The following is a 16,236-nucleotide window of genomic DNA, read 5'->3' on the forward strand; positions in this document are numbered from 1 at the left end:
GGGCGCCGTGTCGGGAGCTACTTGGCGGCGCGCTCGCGCTTCCCGTAGCGGGCCTCGAAGCGGGCCACGCGGCCACCGGAGTCCAGGATCTTCTGCTTGCCGGTGTAGAACGGGTGGCAGGCGGAGCAGACCTCGACGCTGATGGCGCCGCTGTTCTTGGTGCTGCGGGTGGTGAACTGGTTGCCGCAACCGCAGGTGACCTGGGTGTCGACGTACTGAGGGTGAATTCCCTCGCGCATGGCTCTCTCCTCATCGTTGGCCGCCGGGTCCCTGGTACGACCAGGGTGAACCGGTGCCGGGAAGCTGACGGTCCATTCAACCATCCGGGCCCCGGCGGAATTCCCACCGGGGCCCGGACGGCACGGCTCGGACTAGTCCTCGTCGTTGCCGGGGGCGTTCTTGGCGACCTGCATCAGGAACTCGATGTTGGTCTTGGTCTTCTTGAGCCGGCCGAGCACCAGGTCGAGCGCCTGCTGGTCGTCGAGCGCGGCGAGGACGCGGCGGAGCTTCACCATCACCGCGTGCTCGTCGGGCGACATCAGGAGCTCCTCCTTGCGGGTGCTCGAGTCGCCGACGTCGATGGCCGGGAAGATCCGCTTGTCGGCGATCTTCCGGTCCAGCTTGAGCTCGGCGTTGCCGGTGCCCTTGAACTCCTCGAAGATCACCGTGTCCATCGTGGACCCGGTCTCGACCAGCGCGGTCGCGAAGATGGTGAGCGAGCCACCGTCCTCGATGTTGCGCGCGGCGCCGAGGAAGCGCTTCGGCGGGTACAGCGCCGTGGAATCGACACCACCGGACAGGATCCGGCCCGACGCGGGCGCCGCCAGGTTGTAGGCGCGGCCGAGGCGGGTGATGTTGTCCAGCAGGACGACGACGTCGTGCCCCATCTCGACCAGGCGCTTGGCCCGCTCGATGGACAGCTCGGCGACGGCGGTGTGGTCTGCAGGCGGGCGGTCGAAGGTCGAGGCGATGACCTCGCCCTTCACCGACCGCTGCATGTCGGTGACCTCCTCGGGCCGCTCGTCGACGAGGACGACCATGAGGTGGCACTCGGGGTTGTTCGTGGTGATCGCGTTCGCGATGTTCTGCATGATCGTCGTCTTGCCCGCCTTGGGCGGGGAGACGATCAGCGCACGCTGCCCCTTGCCGACCGGCATGATCAGGTCGATCACGCGGGTGGTCAGCTGCGTCGGGTCGGTCTCCAGGCGGAGCCGCTCGTTGGGGTAGAGCGGGGTCAGCTTGGTGAACTCGGGCCGGTTGCGTGCGGCCTCCGGGTCCCGCCCGTTGATCGAGTCGACGCGCACCAGCGGGTTGAACTTCTGCCGCTGCTGCTCGCCCTCGCGGGGCTGACGGACGGCGCCGGTGATGGCGTCGCCGCGCCGCAGTCCGTTCTTGCGGACCATCGACATCGACACGTAGACGTCGGTCGGGCCGGACAGGTAGCCGGTGGTCCGGACGAACGCGTAGTTGTCGAGGATGTCCACGATGCCGGCGACCGGCAGCAGGACGTCGTCGTCGCGGATCTCGGTGTCCACGCCACCGCCGGTGGCGCCGCCACCGGTGCGCTCGCGGTCCCGGCCGCGACGGCGGTCGCGGAAGCGGCGGCCGCGGCGGCCGCGGCCGTCACCGTCGTCACCGTCGTCGTCGCGGAAGTCGTTCCGGTCGGTACCGCGGTCGTTGTTCCGGTCGCCGTTCCGCTCACCGTTGCGGTCGTTGTTCCGGTCACCGTTCCGCTCGCCGCGGTTGTCGCCGCGGTCGCCGGTCCGGTCGTTGTTGCGGTTCCCGCGGTTGCCGCGGCCGGAGTCGTCGCCGTCGCGGTTGCGCCCGCCACGGCCGTTGTCGCCGTTGCCGCGGCCGTTGTCGTCGCGGCCCTCACCGGTGCGGTCGCCACCGTTGCGGTCGGCACCGCGCTCGGCACCGCGCTCGGCGTTGCGGTCGGCGCCACGGCCGCGACGGCGGTCGCCGTCGGTGCCGGGGTCGTCGCCGTCGGCGTCGCGACGGGCGTCCTTCTGGCCCGCGTCCTGCTGGCCCGCGTCCGTGGCGGTGTCCTTCGGGGCGCCCTGGGGGGCGGTGTCCTTCTGGCCGTTGTCGTCGCCCTGCCCGCGGCGGCGGGTCCGGCCACGACGACCGGCACCGTCGGCGTCCTCACGACGCTCCTCGGCCGGGGCCGGGGTGCTGTCGGCCTGCTCCGGCGCGCTCGCGGCGGGGGCGGCCTGCTCGGGCGCGGCGGCCGGGGCGCTCTCGGCGGCGGCCGGGGCCGCACCGTTGCCGGCGGAGGTACCGGGGTCGTCGGCGGCGGCGTCGGTCGCGATGGCGTCGGGAGCGCCGGCCGGACGGGTCGCAGCACGGCGACGACGGGTGCGCGGCGCGGGGGCCTCGACCTGCCCGGCCTGTCCGCCCTGGTCACCGGCCTGCTCGGCGGGTGCCTGAGGGGCGGCCGGCGCGGCGGAGCCGTTGCCGGCGGGGGCCGCGGCGGTGTCGCCGAGGGCGAGCTGCGGCGCGTCCGCACCGTCGGAGCCGGTGGTGGCGGGGTCCGCCTTCGCCTTCGGCTTCTTCGCGGGGGCCGCCGCCGCTCCGCCCTGACGCTCCTTGATGGCCGCGATCAGGTCGCCCTTCCGCATGCCGGAGATGTCCGGGACGTTCAGCTCGGTGGCCAGCTGGCGCAGCTCGGCCAGCACCATGCCGGACAGGCCGCCGCGTCGGCGGGGCGCCGCCTCGGCCGACGCGGTCCCGGTACCGGCGAGATCGGTCTCGCTCACAGAGTTCCTTCCTGACCGACCCGGTTACCTGTCCAGGTCAGGGGATGTCACACGCTCGGCCGATACGGAGACCCCGTATCGGCAGCATTCACAGATGGAGTCCCACGACGACGTCGCGGGAGTCAGGCCGCCCGTTCGGGATTCCGAGTCCAGTTCAGAAAGGAGATCGGGCGAGCGGGCCCGGCCGCAAGACTACGCCGATGTCGCGTGGATCGCCATGCACGGGCGAGACTAGTCCGTACACCCCGGGGCGGCAACAACCCCCTCGGGCGACGCGCCGACGCACGGGGTCGCGTACCTCACGTTCCCGGCGGGCACCGGTGCTCAGCGGACCTCGACCTGCACACCGGTGGTGTCGACCGGCAGCCGCTGCACCGCGAAACCGTCGGTGTCGACGCCGTCGGGCAGCGCGCCGTCGCCGGTCAGGGCCAGCACCGTCGGCCCGGCGCCGGAGATCGCGGCGGGTACGCCGTGCTCCCGCAGCGCCTCGACCAGCCGCAGCGACGACGGGTACGCCGGCCGCCGGTAGGGCTGGTGCAGCCGGTCCTCGGTGGCCGCCATGAGCAGGTCCGGCCGCCGGGTCATCGCCAGCACCGCCAGCGCGCAGCGGCTGCCGGTGAACGCGGCGTCGGCCAGCGGGACCTGCTCGGGCAGCAGCCCCCGGGTGGTCTTGGTCGAGGACTCGACGTCGGGCACACAGGCGACCGGGTGCACGTCGGGGTGCACCTCCAGCTTCTCGGCGTGGAAGCGCCGGGCCGAGCCCGCCGCCTCCCAGGCCACCACGAACCCGCCGAGCAGACTGGCCGCGGCGTTGTCGGCGTGGCCCTCCATACCGGCGGAGAGCTGCAGCAGCGCGTCGCGCTCCAGCTCCGGGTCCCGCCCGGCCAGCACGGCGGCGGCCGTCACCCCGGCGACGGCGGCCGCCGCGGAGCTGCCGAGGCCGCGTGAGTGCGGCACCGCGTTGAGGCAGCGCAGCCGCAGCCCCGCGGGCGCCCCGCCGAACGTCTCGAAGGCCAGGCGCATCGCCCGCAGGACCAGGTGCCGCTCGTCGCGCGGGACGTGCCGGCAGCCCTGCCCCACGACGTCGACGAACAACCCCGGCGTCTCGAAGGTCTCGACCTCGATCTCGTCGTACAGCGCCAGGGCCATGCCGAGGGAGTCGAAGCCGGGGCCGATGTTGGCCGTCGACCCCGGGACCCGCACCAGTACGCGCGTCGGGCGCCCCATCAGGCCAGCTCGAGCGCCGCCGCGACCGCCCCGGGGTCGATCGGGACGATCTCCGGGTCCGGCGCGGTGAGCAGGGCGGTGTCGGGGTCCTTCAGGCCGTGCCCGGTCACCGTGCACACCACGAGGGAGCCGGTGGGCAGCGATCCGTCGGCGTGGCTCTGCAGCAGCCCGGCGACGCTGGACGCCGATGCGGGCTCGACGAACACGCCCTCCTGCGCGGACAGCATCCGGTAGGCGGCGAGGATCTCGTCGTCGGTGACGGCCGCGAACTTCCCGTTCGACTCGTCGCGCGCGGTGGTCGCGCCCTTCCACGAGGCGGGGGCACCGATCCGGATGGCGGTCGCGATCGTCTCGGGGTCGCTCACCGGGGCGCCGTGCACCAGCGGTGCGGCGCCGGCGGCCTGAAACCCGAACATCCGCGGCAGCGCGGGGATGACGCCGTCGGCGTGGTAGCCGCGGTAGCCGTGCCAGTACGCGGTGATGTTGCCGGCGTTGCCGACCGGCAGGCAGTGCACGTCCGGGGCACGGCCCAGCTGGTCGCAGATCTCGTAGGCGGCGGAGGCCTGGCCGGCGATCCGGGTCGGGTTCACCGAGTTGACCAGCGCGATCGCCGGGTAGTCGGCGGTCGTCTTGCGGGCCAGCTCCAGGCAGTCGTCGAAGTTGCCGTCGATCTGCAGGATCCGGGCGCCGTGCGCGACGGCCTGGGCGAGCTTGCCCAGCGCGATCTTCCCAGTCGGCACGAGCACCGCGCAGGTCATCCCGGCACGGGTGGCGTAGGCGGCCGCCGACGCCGAGGTGTTGCCGGTGGAGGCGCACAGCACGCTGGACTTGCCGTCGGCGAGCGCGGCGGTGACCGCCATCGTCATGCCGCGGTCCTTGAACGAGCCGGTCGGGTTGGCGCCGTCGACCTTCAGGTAGACCTGGCAGCCGGTCAGCTCCGACAGCCGGGGGGCCGGCAGCAGCGGCGTGCCGCCCTCCCCGAGCGTCACCACGGTCCAGTCCGGATGCACGGGCATCCGGTCGCGGTAGGCCTCGATGACACCCGGCCACTGGCCGGGCGGCGGCGGCGCGACCGCACCGGCGACCTGGGTCACGGGGCCGAAGGGACCGGAGGCCGGCCCCCGGACTCCTCGCACGCTGTCCGTCACGACCGGTCCACTCCCTGATCCCCCACCTGTGGTCATTCGCCCATACCCAGTGCGCTCACCGCGCGGCCCAGGCCCTCCACCCGCAACACGCCCGCGACGCCGAGCACGTGGTCGAGGTCCAGCAGCGCCGACACCGTGGCCGACAGCGCGGCCTCCGGCGCCGAGTGCGTGACGACCGTCAGCCGGGCCTGGCTGCGGTCCGAGCCGTCGGCCCGGTCCACCGAGCCGTTCACACCGCCGGTCTGGCGGACCGCGGCGATCGAGACGCCGTGCCGGGCGAACTCGCTCGCGATGGCGGCGAGCACGCCCTCACGGTCGGCCACCTCGAGGTCGACGTGGTAGCGCGTCGGCACCTCGCCGATCGGGCGCACCGGCAGGCTGGCGTAGGCCGACTCGCGCGGCCCGCGGCCGCCGCCGACCCGGTTGCGGGCCACCGCCACGAGGTCGCCGAGCACCGCGGAGGCGGTCGGCGCGCCGCCTGCACCCTGGCCGTAGAACATCAGCTGGCCGGCGGCCTCGGCCTCGACGAACACCGCGTTGAACGCGCCGTCGACGCCCGCCAGCGGGTGCGAGTCGGGGACCATCGCCGGGTAGACGCGCGCCGAGACCGACTCGGTCCCGTCCGTGGCCACCACGCGCTCGCAGATGGCGAGCAGCTTGATCGTGCAGCCGAGCCTGCGGGCGGCGGCGACGTCGGCCGAGCTGACCTCGCGCATGCCCTCGCGGTGCACGTCGGAGGCGGTGAAGCGGGTGTGGAACGCCAGCGAGGCCAGGATCGCGGCCTTCGAGGCGGCGTCGTAGCCGTCGACGTCGGCGCTCGGGTCGGCCTCGGCGTAGCCCAGCCGGGTCGCCTCCTCCAGCGCGTCGGCGTAGGACGTCCCGCCCGAGAACATGGCGGAGAGGATGAAGTTCGAGGTGCCGTTGACGATGCCGGCGACCCGGGTGATGCGGTCCCCGGCCAGGGACTCGCGCAGCGGGCGCAGCAGCGGGATCGCCCCGGCGACGGCGGCCTCGTAGTAGAGGTCGGCGCCGGAGGCGTCGGCGGCCTCGGCCAGCGTCGGGCCGTCCTCGGCGAGCAGCGCCTTGTTCGCCGTCACGACCGAGCGGCCGGACTTGAGCGCCTCCAGCAGCCAGCCGCGGACCGGCTCGATCCCGCCGATGACCTCGACGACGACGTCGACGTCGTCGCGGGTCACGAGCTCGCCGGCATCGGTGGTCACCAGGTCCGGGAAGTTCTCGGTCAGCCAGGGGTGCCGGTGCGGTCGCCGCACGGCGACCCCGGCCAGCTCGATGCGGGCTCCCACCCGCGCGGCCAGCTCGTCGGCCTGCTCGGTGATGAGCCGGACCACCTCGGTGCCGACGGTGCCGCAGCCCAGCAGTGCCACCCGGACGGCGCCGGTCTCGCTCGCCACGTGTCCTCCTCGCGTGCGCGCACCCCTCGGGCGCGCGCCGATCATTCCTGGTCGGGCGGGTGCGGACAGGTCCGGGTGGCGGTTCTCACCCGGGTGCGCTCACACCTCGAAACGGAACTGGTCCTCCAGTGTCTCGCGACGCAACAGGGTCCGGTCGACCCCGTCACGGACCGCGACGACAGCAGGGCGCGGCAGCCGGTTGTACCCCGACGCCATGGCATAGCAGTAGGCCCCCGTCGCCGCGACGGCCAGCAGGTCGCCCGGCGCGAGATCGGCCGGCAGCCAGCAGTCGCGCACCACGATGTCACCCGACTCGCAGTGCTTGCCGACCACCCGGGACAGCACGGGGACGTCCCCGCCGGGGACCGAGTCGTGCCCGCTGGCGCGGGACACCAGCCGTACGTCGTACTCGGCGTCGTAGAGGGACGTGCGGATGTTGTCGCTCATCCCGCCGTCGACGCTGACGTAGCGCCGGGAGTACCCGCCGAGCGGGACGTCCTTGACGGTGCCGACCTCGTAGACGGTGACGGTGCCCGGCCCGGCGATGGCCCGGCCCGGCTCGACGGCGATCGCCGGCACGTCCAGCCCGGAGGCGGCGCACTCGCGCTTGACGATCGCGCGCAGCTCCTCGGCCAGCGCCGGCATCGACAGCGGGGTGTCCCCCGGCCGGTAGGCGATGCCGATGCCGCCGCCGAGGTCCAGGGTGCGCAGCGCGGTCAGGTTCTCGCCGCCGTGCTCGGCGTGCAGGTCGGCGAGCACCTTCACCACGCGGCGGGCGGCCGCCTCGAAGCCCTCGGTCTCGAAGATCTGCGAGCCGATGTGGCTGTGCAGCCCGACCAGGCTCAGGTGGCTCGCGGCGAGCACACGGCGGGCGGCCTCCAGCGCCGCGGAGTCCTTCGTGTCGGACCCGGCGATGGAGAACCCGAACTTCTGGTCCTCGTGCGCGGTGGCGATGTACTCGTGGGTGTGCGCCTCGACGCCGACGGTGAGCCGGATCAGCACCGGCGCGACGGTGTCCCGCGCGGCGGCGACGTCGGCGAGCCGGGCGATCTCGTCGAAGGAGTCGACGACGATCCCGCCGACCCCCGCCTCGACCGCGGCCTCCAGCTCGGCGAGGGACTTGTTGTTGCCGTGCAGCGCGATCCGCTCGGGCGGGAAGTCCGCGCGCAGCGCCACGGCCAGCTCGCCGCCGGAGCACACGTCCAGCGACAGGCCCTCCTGCGCGACCCAGCGGGCGATCTCGGTGCACAGGAACGCCTTCGCCGCGTAGTGCACGGCCTCGGCCCCGAACGCGGCGGCGAACTCGCTGCAGCGGCCGCGGAAGTCGTCCTCGTCGAGCACGAACAGCGGGGTGCCGTGGGCCGCGGCGAGGTCGCGGACGTCGGCCCCGGCCAGGCGCAGCGCGCCGTCGGCGCCGCGGGCGGCGTGCCGCGGCCAGACCGCGGGCGCCAGCTCGTCGAGCGCCGCGGCGCTCTCCGGGCGGGGCCCGGCCGACTCGGGCGCGGGGGTGAGGCCCGCGTGCATCGGGCCTGCGGGGTGTGCCCTCATGTCACATCCGTTCCGGGGCGTCGACGCCGAGCAGCGCCAGGCCGTTGGCGAGCACCGTGCGGGCGGCGACGCAGAGCGCGAGGCGCGCGCGGTGCAGGTCGGAGACCTCCTCGTCGCCCTGGGGCAGGACGCGGCAGGAGTCGTAGAACTTGTGGTAGGCGCCGGCGAGCGACTCCAGGTAGCGGGCGACCCGGTGCGGCTCGCGCAGCTCGGCGGCGGTGCGCACGACGTCGCCGAACTCGCCGAGGGTGCGGATCAGGTCGCCCTCGCGCGGGTGGGACAACAGGCCGTAGTCCTCGCCGGGGGTGATGCCGAGGTCGGCGGCGTTGCGGGCCAGCGAGGACAGCCGGGCGTGCGCGTACTGGACGTAGAACACCGGGTTCTCGCTGGTCCGGCTGGCCAGCAGGTCCAGGTCGATGTCCAGGCCCGAGTCCACCGAGGACCGCACGAGGGAGTACCGGGCGGCGTCGACGCCGACGGCCCCGACCAAGTCGTCCATCGTCACGACGGTGCCGGCGCGCTTGCTCATCCGGACCGGGGTGCCGTCCTTGACCAGGTTGACCAGCTGTCCGATCAGCACCTCGACCACGGCCGGGTCGTCGCCGAACGCGGCCGCCGCGGCCTTGAGCCGGGCGACGTAGCCGTGGTGGTCGGCGCCGAGCATGTAGATGCACAGGTCGAAGCCGCGGGCCCGCTTGTCGCGCAGGTAGGCGATGTCGCCGGCGATGTAGGCGGGGCGGCCGTCGGACTTGATGACGACGCGGTCCTTGTCGTCGCCGTGGTCGGTCGAGCGCAGCCACCAGGCGCCGTCGGACTCGTAGAGCGAGCCCTTCTCCTTGAGCGCGGCGACGGCGGTCTCCACCGCACCCGAGTCGTGCAGCGACTGCTCGTGGAACCACACGTCGAACTCGACGCGGAACTCCCCCAGCTTCTGCTTGATCTCGGTGAACATGAAGCCGACACCGACCCGGCGGAACACCTCGTCCCGCTCGGCGTCGGACAGGTCCAGCACGCCGGGCTCGGCCGCGACGACGCGCTGGGCGATCTCGGCGATGTAGTCCCCGCCGTAGCCGTTCTCCGGGGCGGGCTCGCCCTGCGCGGCCGCGACCAGGGAGCCGACGAACCGGTCGATCTGGGCGCCGGCGTCGTTGAAGTAGTACTCGCGGGTGACCTTCGCGCCACGCGCGGACAGCACCCGGCCCAGCGCGTCGCCGACCGCGGCCCACCGGGTGCCGCCCAGGTGCAGCGGGCCGGTCGGGTTGGCGGAGACGAACTCGAGGTTCACGTTGCGCCCGGCCAGCTCGTCGCCGGTGCCGTAGCCCGCGCCCGCGGCGAGGACCTCCCCGACGATCGCGCCCTGGGCGTCGGCGGCCAGGCGCAGGTTGATGAAGCCGGGCCCGGCGATCTCGGCGCTGGCGACGCCGTCACGGGTCGCGAGCTCCTCGGCCAGCCAGGTCGCGAGCTCGCGCGGGTTCACGCCGGCCTTCTTGGCGGTGCGCAGCGCGATGTTGGTCGCGTAGTCGCCGTGGTCGGGGTTGCGGGGACGCTCGACACCCGCATCGGCCGGCAGCGCGGAGACGTCCAGGTCGCGTCGGAGCAGCACGTCCCGCGCGACGTCACGGACCAGGTCGGCGAGCACGTCGGGATTCACCACCCGGATTCTACGGAGGGACCCCCGGCACCCTCATGCAGGTATCCGCACCCCGACCGGCGACGATGCGGGGCGTGACGCCCCCCTCCACCGACCGGAGTACCCGCACGCCCGTCGTCTCCGGGGCGGTGGCGCTGCTGCTCGGGGCGGGGTTCGTCGCGGTGTCGCTGGCCTACAACCGCGGGAGCCTGGTCCCGCCGCTCGACGACGTCTACATCCACCTGCAGTACGCCCGGCAGTTCGGCGACGGCGAGCCGCTGCGCTACCAGCCGGGTGCGGAGATCGCGACGGGCGCGTCGAGCCTGCTCTGGATGGTCCTGCTCGGCGCCGCGCACGCGGTCGGGTTCGACGGCCGGTGGCTGCTCGCCGTCGCCGTCGCGGGCGGGGTCGTCGGCGTCGCCCTCGCCGCGGCGTTCACCTCGGCCGCCGCGACCCGGCTGGGCGGGCGTGCCGCGGGATGGTGGGCGGGACTGCTCACCGCGCTGTGCGGGCCGCTGCTGTGGGGCGGGGCCAGCGGGATGGAGGTGGGCCTGCTCGCGGCCCTGGTCACCGGCACCCTGCTGTCCTACCTTCGCGAACGTCCCCGTTTCCTGTGGACGCCGGTGGTCGCGGCGCTGATGGCCCTCACCCGCCCCGAGGGCTTCCTGCTGGCCGCCGCGTTCACCGCCGCGATGGCGTGGACGCTGCTGCGGTCCTGCCCCGGGACGCCCCCAGGGGAACTCTCGTGGCTTAGGTGGCAACGAGGGTTCCCCTCGGGGCGCGCGGCGGCGCGGGGGCTGCTCGTCGCGGCGCCGGTGGTGGTGTTCGCGGCACAGCTGCTGCTGTTCCGGGTGCTCACCGGGACCTCCCAGGCCAACGGGGTGCTCGCGAAGTCGTGGCTGCACACCGGGTTCCTGCACCAGCCGCTGGAGATCGCCGACCACGTGCAGCGCAACGTCGCGGCGCTGCTCGCCTCGCTGGCCGGGCTGTCGGGGCAGGACGTGCTGGCGCCGCTCGCGCTCGTCGTCGCGGTGCTGGGGGTCGCCGCGCTCGCCGCGCGCCGGGAGCGGACCCTCGCGGTCGCGCTCGGCGGCGGGCTGGTGCTGGTGGTGGCGGCGGTCGCCACGCTGACGACGGCGATGTGGCAGGACCTGCGCTACCTGCAGCCGTTCCTGCCGCTGCTGCTCCTGCTCGTGGTGCTCGGCGCCGGTCTCGTGCCGCACCGGGCGGCGCGCGGCGGGCTGCTCGCGGTGGTGCTGCTGTTCACCGTCGCCGCGACGCCCGCCTGGGCGCTGCGGCTGGGCCAGCAGGCCTCGGCGATGCGCGAGGGGCCGGTGAGCGTCGCGCAGTGGATCGCCGGGAACGTCCCGCCGGGCGACGCCGTGGCCGTCAACGACGTCGGCGCCGCGGCCTGGTTCGGCGGTCACCGCACCGTCGACCTGGTCGGCCTGACCACGAACGGGATGGCCTCGCCGTCGCTGAACGGGCCGGGGACGCTCTACGAGGCGCTGCGCGCGCTGCCGCCGGACGAGCGGCCGCAGTGGTTCGCGGTGTTCGACCGGTGGGGCGGGGTGCCCGTCGCCGACCTCGGCCGCGCCGGGCTGCTCGGCACCGAGCCGGTCATCACCTTCGGGCTCGCCGGGCCGGCCCGGCCGATCTCGGCGTCCGCACCGCAGACCTGCCAGATCGACCGCAGCTGCGACCGGGTGAGCATCTGGCGCGCGGACTGGTCCGCCGCGGACTCCGCGCAGGCACCGGACGCACCCGTGCCCGGCCGGATCGTGGACCACCTGAACGTCGGGGACACCGCCGACGAGGCCGCGCACGGCTGGACGACCGACCCGCCGGTGCTCGGCGTGCAGCCGGACTCGGTGCTGGACCGGGCCGTCGTCGCGCCGGGGCGGCTCGTCGCCGACAGCGGCCGGCACGTCGTCGGGGGCGAGACCTTCACCCTCGGCGGCACCGTCCCCGGACGGCCGCTCACCCTGACCGGGCGGATCGGCGCCGGGCCCGCGCTGCCCGGCGAGCGGACCCGGGTGGTCGCCGTCGACGTCGACGGCCGCCCCGCCGGGGAGTGGACGCTGCCGGACGCGCAGCCGTGGGCGCAGGCGTCGTTCACGGTGCCCGGGGAGCTCGTGACCGGTGACCGCGTCACGGTGACCACCCGTCCGGTCGCACCGCTGCTCGCGCCCTACCCCGACTACCGCTCCTACGGGTGGTGGGCGAGCCGCTGACGGCGTCTTCCTAGACTCGGGCGAACCCGCCCGCCGACCACGAACAGGACTCCCCCATGGCCAGCGGCAAGTCCGGCAAGAAGCGACCGTCGATGCCGAGCTCGGTCGGCCGGCGCCAGTTCCCCTGGGGCATGGTCGCCGCGATCACCGTGCTGGTGCTGCTCGCGGGGGCGTTCATCGTCTACCCGCTGGTGCAGCGCAACCAGAACCGGGCCTGGGAGCCCACCGACGACAACCGCAACCCGGCGCTCGCGATCCCCGGCATCGTCAGCCAGGACTACCCGGGCCTGCAGCACGTGCTCGGCTTCCAGCGGGTCGCCTACACCCACAGCCCGCCCTTCGGCGGCGCGCACGACGGCTTCTGGGCCGCGTGCAACGGCGTGGTCTACCCGAACCCGGTCCGCTCGGAGAACCTCGTGCACTCCCTGGAGCACGGCGCCGTGTGGATCGCCTACAACCCCGACACCCTCGACGAGGCGGGCAAGGCCGCACTGTCCCAGCGGGTCGAGGGACAGCCGTACACGGTGATGTCGCCCTACCCGGGCCTCGACGCCCCGATCTCGCTGCAGTCCTGGGGCAACCAGCTGAAGGTCCAGAGCGCCGACGACGAGCGGATCGACCAGTTCATCCGCGCGCTGCGGCTCAACCGCTTCACCCACCCCGAGGTCGGCGCCTCCTGCGACGCCCTCGGCGCGCAGGGCTTCGACCAGGACAACCCGCCGGCCTTCCAGCCGATCCCGGAGCAGTCCGCCGTCGACGGGCAGACGATCCTGCCCGAGAACCAGGGCGCGACCCCCGGCGGCGCCCCGGCCCCCGACCCCACCGTCCCCGGGCAGCCCGCACCCGGGCAGCAGGCCCCGGCGCCGGCACCGGCCCCCGGGCAGTGAGGCCCCGATGACGACCCCGGCCGACGAGACCCCGCTCTGGCGGAACCCGATCACGATCGCGCTCGGCGTGATCGCGCTGGTCGCGGTGCTCGTCGCCGGGTTCGCGGTACGCGGCGCGTTCGGCCCGTTCGTGCCCGAGCCGGGCTCGGTCGACGTCGGGTTCGCCCAGGACATGACCGTGCACCACCGTCAGGCCGTCGAGATGGCGTCCTGGGAGCGCGACCGCGCCACCGACCCGCGGGTGCGGCAGCTGGCGTTCGACATCGAGACCACCCAGAACCAGCAGGTCGGCCGGATGCAGGGCTGGCTCGGCCTGTGGGACGCGCCGAGCCTGCCCAGCGGCGGCCACATGGCCTGGATGGACGACTCCGCGCACGCCGGCATGTCCGGCATGTCCGGCAGCGTCGCGACGATGCCGGGCATGGCGAGCACCGCCGACCTCGCGCGGCTGCGGGCCACCCCGCCCGGCGCCGCCCTGGACGTCGAGTTCCTCCAGCTCATGCTGCGCCACCACCAGGGAGGCGTGTCGATGCTGGAGTACGCCCGCGACCACGCCGACACCGCCGAGGTCCGCAACCTCGCCGGGCAGATGCTCTTCTCGCAGAACTCCGAGGCGGACCTGATGCGCGGGCTGCTCGCCGAGCGGGGCGCCGCCCCGCTGCCGCTGAGCTGATCACGCACGGGCCCCCGTGTCGGGGGGTCGCGCACGGTGCGGTACTGTTCTCCCATCGCACGGCCCCCGTAGCTCAGGGGATAGAGCACCGCCCTCCGGAGGCGGGAGCGCAGGTTCGAATCCTGCCGGGGGCACGTCACAGCTCGACAGAACGCGGCCCCTCACCTGCTGGAACAGGGTGAGGGGCCGCGTTCGTCGTGTCCGGCCGCCACCAGCCGTGGATGGCCCGTTGCGGGTGTTCTCCCGACCGCGCCCCGAAGTCGGCTCAGCCCGCCGATCCGCCCGACGCAGCGTCGATGCGCCGACGTGTGGCGTCCTGCCGGCCGTCGATCGTCGGTACGTGGACCTTCGGCAGCACCGCCACCGAGTGCCCGGTCACCGGCCGATCCTCCGTCGAGCGTCGGACACCGGCCCCTCGTGGGAGGTCCGACACGCCCGGACCTACGCCATCAGCCCCGGGCCCCTCCTCGGGATCGCCTATCGAACGCGGCGGCGCGGTGCGGAGAAACGCATTGCCGGCGTCAGGAGCCGTTCGGGCGAACCGATCCAGGAGTAGGCGAGCAGACACGGGGACTGTCGTCCGGTCGTGATGCGGTGTTCGTGCCCGGCCTCGTTGAGAATCAGCGAGCCCGGAGCATGCACTGCACCGTCGTTCTCCGACCATTCTCCGGCGATCGCGACGTAGGATTCCTGGATCCCCCGGTGGTGATGCTGGGGATAGACGGTCTCCGGGGCGAAGAGAACCAGTCCCAGAATGACGCGGTCGGACACCACCGGCCCCTTCGGGCCGACGATCTCGCAGTAGCCGTACTTCTTCACCAGCCCCCGCGGAACCTTCTCGTACCCGTGCTCCCACGTCAGCCGGTCGGAGATCCTTCGCAGCGAGTCGCTGAGTACGCCCAGGTCGCCACGCGAGCCCAGATCCAGTGCGCGACCGAGATGGTCGACCACCGGAAGTCGGGTGGGTTCGCGGCCGACGACCTCCGGGTTGTCCTCGAACACGTCGGCGATCGCCTCACGCACCTGCCGCATGTGCGTGCGGATCGGCCGGCTCCCCCCGGCGGAGCCGAACCGGTAGAGCGCATCGAAGTCGCTGATCGTGTAGGCGAAGTCAGGATGATCTCGCAGGCGTGACGTCCCCATGTCCTCGATTCCCCGTCAGCTCTGTCCTTCCTCCGGCGGCTGGTCCCTCTCGGGCTCCCGGGGTGGGGGCATGCTCGGCTCACACCGGACGTGATGTCAACAGTGGACTCGCCGGGGAGCGCCCCGCGGCCGGCACGATGCTCAGCTGGAGCCGCACACTTCTCGGCCGGGAAGAGCGATGTCGGGTCACCCACGTACGTCCTGTCACCACGTCACCGCGAGCCCTCCGAACTGCACGAGCACCGGTGACAGCCCGGGTGCCGGGGCGAGCGACGTGAGAGCGTCCGCCATGGCGGGTCATTCTGCCGACAGGTCGGCGATGGCTCGCTCCTCAGCGCCCGGTACGGCCGTCGATGCGCTCGCGGAGGATGTCGGCGTGCCCGGCGTGGCGCCCGGTCTCCTCGATCATGTGCACCAGCAGCCACCGCCTCGACGGGGCCGACCTCCGTCCCGCGGGTACCGGCGCAGCCCGGTCCAGGCCGGACCACGTGTCGACGACGGCGTCGGCCCGGGCGGTGGCCTCCCGGTAGGCCGCCACGACGTCCTCGGCGGTGTCCTCCGCCCGCGGCCGGAAGGTCGCGGGCCAGTCCCGGACGGCCTCACCGAGGAAGTAGTGACGCTCGACGTGCGTCAGGTGCGCGACCAGGCCGAGCAGGCTGGTCCCCGAGGGGACCCCGGGCTCGCGGGCGGCGGCGTCCGGGACGCCGAGGACCTTGGCCGCGACCGCGCCGCGGAGGTGGCCCAGGAACCCGGTCAGGACGCTCTTCTCGTCCGCGGCGTCGGGCGGGAGGGCGGTGTCGCGGCGGGGCACGGGTCAGCTCCGGTGGGTGGCGCCGGCGCGGCGCAGGACCAGGACGGTGTCGACGACCGTGGCGGTACGGCCGTCGGGGCCGGTCGCGAGGCGCCGGGGCTCGTCGGCGCGCTCGACGGCCCATCCGTCGGGATCGAGGCCGAGCCCGGCGGCGATCTCGGCGGCGGTGGGGTGGCGGGCGTCCGGGTCCTGGTTCCACGACCACGGGGCGACGGACCCGTGGTCCACGACGAGGAGCAGCCCGCCCGGGCGCAGTGCGCCCGCGGCGGTCCGCAGCACCGCGTCGCGGTCCAGCGTGAACGGGGTCTGCAGGTACTGGGCGGAGACCAGGTCGAACGTCCCGTCCGGGAACGTCGTCGCGAGGTCGTGGCGCTCGGCGCGGATCCGCGGCGCGAGCCCCTCGGCGCGGCCGCGACGCGCGAGCCCGTCCACGGCGGCGGCGGAGATGTCCACCGCCGTGACGTGCCAGCCGTGCCGGGCCAGCCAGATCGTGTCGCCCCCGGCACCGCATCCGAGGTCCAGGGCCGTGCCCGGTGTCAGCGGGCCGGCGACCTCGGTGAGCAGGGGGTTGGCGCGGGCCTCTCCCCCACCGCGGCGGCGGTAGAGCTCGTCCCAGAAGGTCGCGGGGTCGGACGCGGTCGGCATGGGCTCCATCGGTGGTTCCTCCGGGAGGTGTGGGTGCGGCGTCATCGGCGTCGCCGACGTCGGTTCCTCCGCAGCATCGACACCCGCCGTCCCGGGTTGCAAGGAATCTTGCCGATCGG

Annotated in this window: 13 protein-coding genes and 1 tRNA gene; 4 read left to right on the top strand and 10 right to left on the bottom strand. The window is 74.0% G+C overall.

Annotation, left to right across the window (positions count from 1 at the left end):
- Window positions 1–17: 17 nt before the first annotated feature.
- The 7 genes from rpmE to argS all read right to left on the bottom strand — a co-directional run bounded on the left by rpmE (window position 18) and on the right by argS (window position 9,745).
- A complete protein-coding gene (gene rpmE / locus MTO91_RS21230) occupies window positions 18–239 on the bottom strand; it encodes a 50S ribosomal protein L31 (RefSeq protein ID WP_062397374.1) in 222 nt (73 codons plus the stop codon).
- 132 nt (window positions 240–371) lie between these two features.
- A complete protein-coding gene (gene rho / locus MTO91_RS21235) occupies window positions 372–2,759 on the bottom strand; it encodes a transcription termination factor Rho (RefSeq protein WP_476652474.1) in 2,388 nt (795 codons plus the stop codon).
- Window positions 2,760–3,083: 324 nt separating this feature from the next.
- Window positions 3,084–3,986, bottom strand: coding sequence for a homoserine kinase (thrB, locus tag MTO91_RS21240; protein ID WP_476652476.1), 903 nt, complete (start codon window positions 3,984–3,986; stop codon window positions 3,084–3,086).
- Complete coding sequence (gene thrC / locus MTO91_RS21245) at window positions 3,986–5,002, bottom strand: threonine synthase (protein WP_476654941.1); 1,017 nt, start codon at window positions 5,000–5,002, stop codon at window positions 3,986–3,988. Before thrC ends, thrB begins: the two co-directional genes overlap by 1 nt.
- 164 nt (window positions 5,003–5,166) lie before the next feature.
- Window positions 5,167–6,591, bottom strand: coding sequence for a homoserine dehydrogenase (locus MTO91_RS21250; RefSeq protein ID WP_476652478.1), 1,425 nt, complete (start codon window positions 6,589–6,591; stop codon window positions 5,167–5,169).
- A 54-nt stretch (window positions 6,592–6,645) separates the two neighbouring features.
- Complete coding sequence (lysA, locus tag MTO91_RS21255) at window positions 6,646–8,094, bottom strand: diaminopimelate decarboxylase (protein ID WP_224401551.1); 1,449 nt, start codon at window positions 8,092–8,094, stop codon at window positions 6,646–6,648.
- Between the two features lies 1 nt (window position 8,095).
- Window positions 8,096–9,745, bottom strand: coding sequence for an arginine--tRNA ligase (argS, locus tag MTO91_RS21260; RefSeq protein ID WP_224401550.1), 1,650 nt, complete (start codon window positions 9,743–9,745; stop codon window positions 8,096–8,098).
- A gap of 74 nt (window positions 9,746–9,819) precedes the next feature.
- Between argS and MTO91_RS21265 the strand changes: the two genes are divergently transcribed.
- From MTO91_RS21265 to MTO91_RS21280, 4 genes are all read left to right on the top strand, one after another.
- On the top strand, window positions 9,820–11,958 hold the full coding sequence (locus MTO91_RS21265) for a hypothetical protein (RefSeq protein ID WP_476652479.1): 2,139 nt from the start codon (window positions 9,820–9,822) through the stop codon (window positions 11,956–11,958).
- Window positions 11,959–12,014: 56 nt separating this feature from the next.
- Window positions 12,015–12,845: a DUF3105 domain-containing protein gene (locus MTO91_RS21270; RefSeq protein WP_208820538.1), complete on the top strand. Its 831-nt coding sequence runs from the start codon at window positions 12,015–12,017 to the stop codon at window positions 12,843–12,845.
- Window positions 12,846–12,852: 7 nt separating this feature from the next.
- On the top strand, window positions 12,853–13,518 hold the full coding sequence (locus MTO91_RS21275) for a DUF305 domain-containing protein (protein WP_405415343.1): 666 nt from the start codon (window positions 12,853–12,855) through the stop codon (window positions 13,516–13,518).
- A gap of 62 nt (window positions 13,519–13,580) precedes the next feature.
- Window positions 13,581–13,652 (top strand) — tRNA-Arg (locus MTO91_RS21280).
- Window positions 13,653–13,995: 343 nt separating this feature from the next.
- On the opposite strand, the gene MTO91_RS21285 is transcribed toward MTO91_RS21280, so the two are convergent.
- The 3 genes from MTO91_RS21285 to MTO91_RS21295 form a co-directional block, all read right to left on the bottom strand.
- Complete coding sequence (locus MTO91_RS21285; protein WP_476652481.1) at window positions 13,996–14,661, bottom strand: dimethylsulfonioproprionate lyase family protein; 666 nt, start codon at window positions 14,659–14,661, stop codon at window positions 13,996–13,998.
- Window positions 14,662–14,992: 331 nt separating this feature from the next.
- The gene (locus MTO91_RS21290; RefSeq protein ID WP_476652482.1) at window positions 14,993–15,472 is read right to left on the bottom strand and encodes a DinB family protein; all 480 of its coding nucleotides are present in this window, start codon (window positions 15,470–15,472) and stop codon (window positions 14,993–14,995) included.
- Between the two features lie 3 nt (window positions 15,473–15,475).
- Entirely contained in the window at window positions 15,476–16,126 is a 651-nt protein-coding gene (locus MTO91_RS21295; protein ID WP_376772638.1) for an SAM-dependent methyltransferase, read from the bottom strand.
- Window positions 16,127–16,236 lie beyond the last annotated feature (110 nt).

It is taken from the genome of Pseudonocardia sp. 2-7, from assembly GCF_056341085.1.

Bases quoted from the DNA above. Each gene is read 5' to 3' on its own strand.
- rpmE (WP_062397374.1), bottom strand. From the start codon at position 239: ATGCGCGAGGGAATTCACCCTCAGTACGTCGACACCCAGGTCACCTGC.
- thrB (WP_476652476.1), bottom strand. From the start codon at position 3,986: ATGGGGCGCCCGACGCGCGTACTGGTGCGGGTCCCGGGGTCGACGGCC.
- thrC (WP_476654941.1), bottom strand. From the start codon at position 5,002: ATGCCCGTGCATCCGGACTGGACCGTGGTGACGCTCGGGGAGGGCGGC.
- MTO91_RS21250 (WP_476652478.1), bottom strand. From the start codon at position 6,591: ATGATCGGCGCGCGCCCGAGGGGTGCGCGCACGCGAGGAGGACACGTG.
- lysA (WP_224401551.1), bottom strand. From the start codon at position 8,094: ATGAGGGCACACCCCGCAGGCCCGATGCACGCGGGCCTCACCCCCGCG.
- MTO91_RS21270 (WP_208820538.1), top strand. From the start codon at position 12,015: ATGGCCAGCGGCAAGTCCGGCAAGAAGCGACCGTCGATGCCGAGCTCG.
- MTO91_RS21275 (WP_405415343.1), top strand. From the start codon at position 12,853: ATGACGACCCCGGCCGACGAGACCCCGCTCTGGCGGAACCCGATCACG.
- MTO91_RS21285 (WP_476652481.1), bottom strand. From the start codon at position 14,661: ATGGGGACGTCACGCCTGCGAGATCATCCTGACTTCGCCTACACGATC.
- MTO91_RS21295 (WP_376772638.1), bottom strand. From the start codon at position 16,126: ATGGAGCCCATGCCGACCGCGTCCGACCCCGCGACCTTCTGGGACGAG.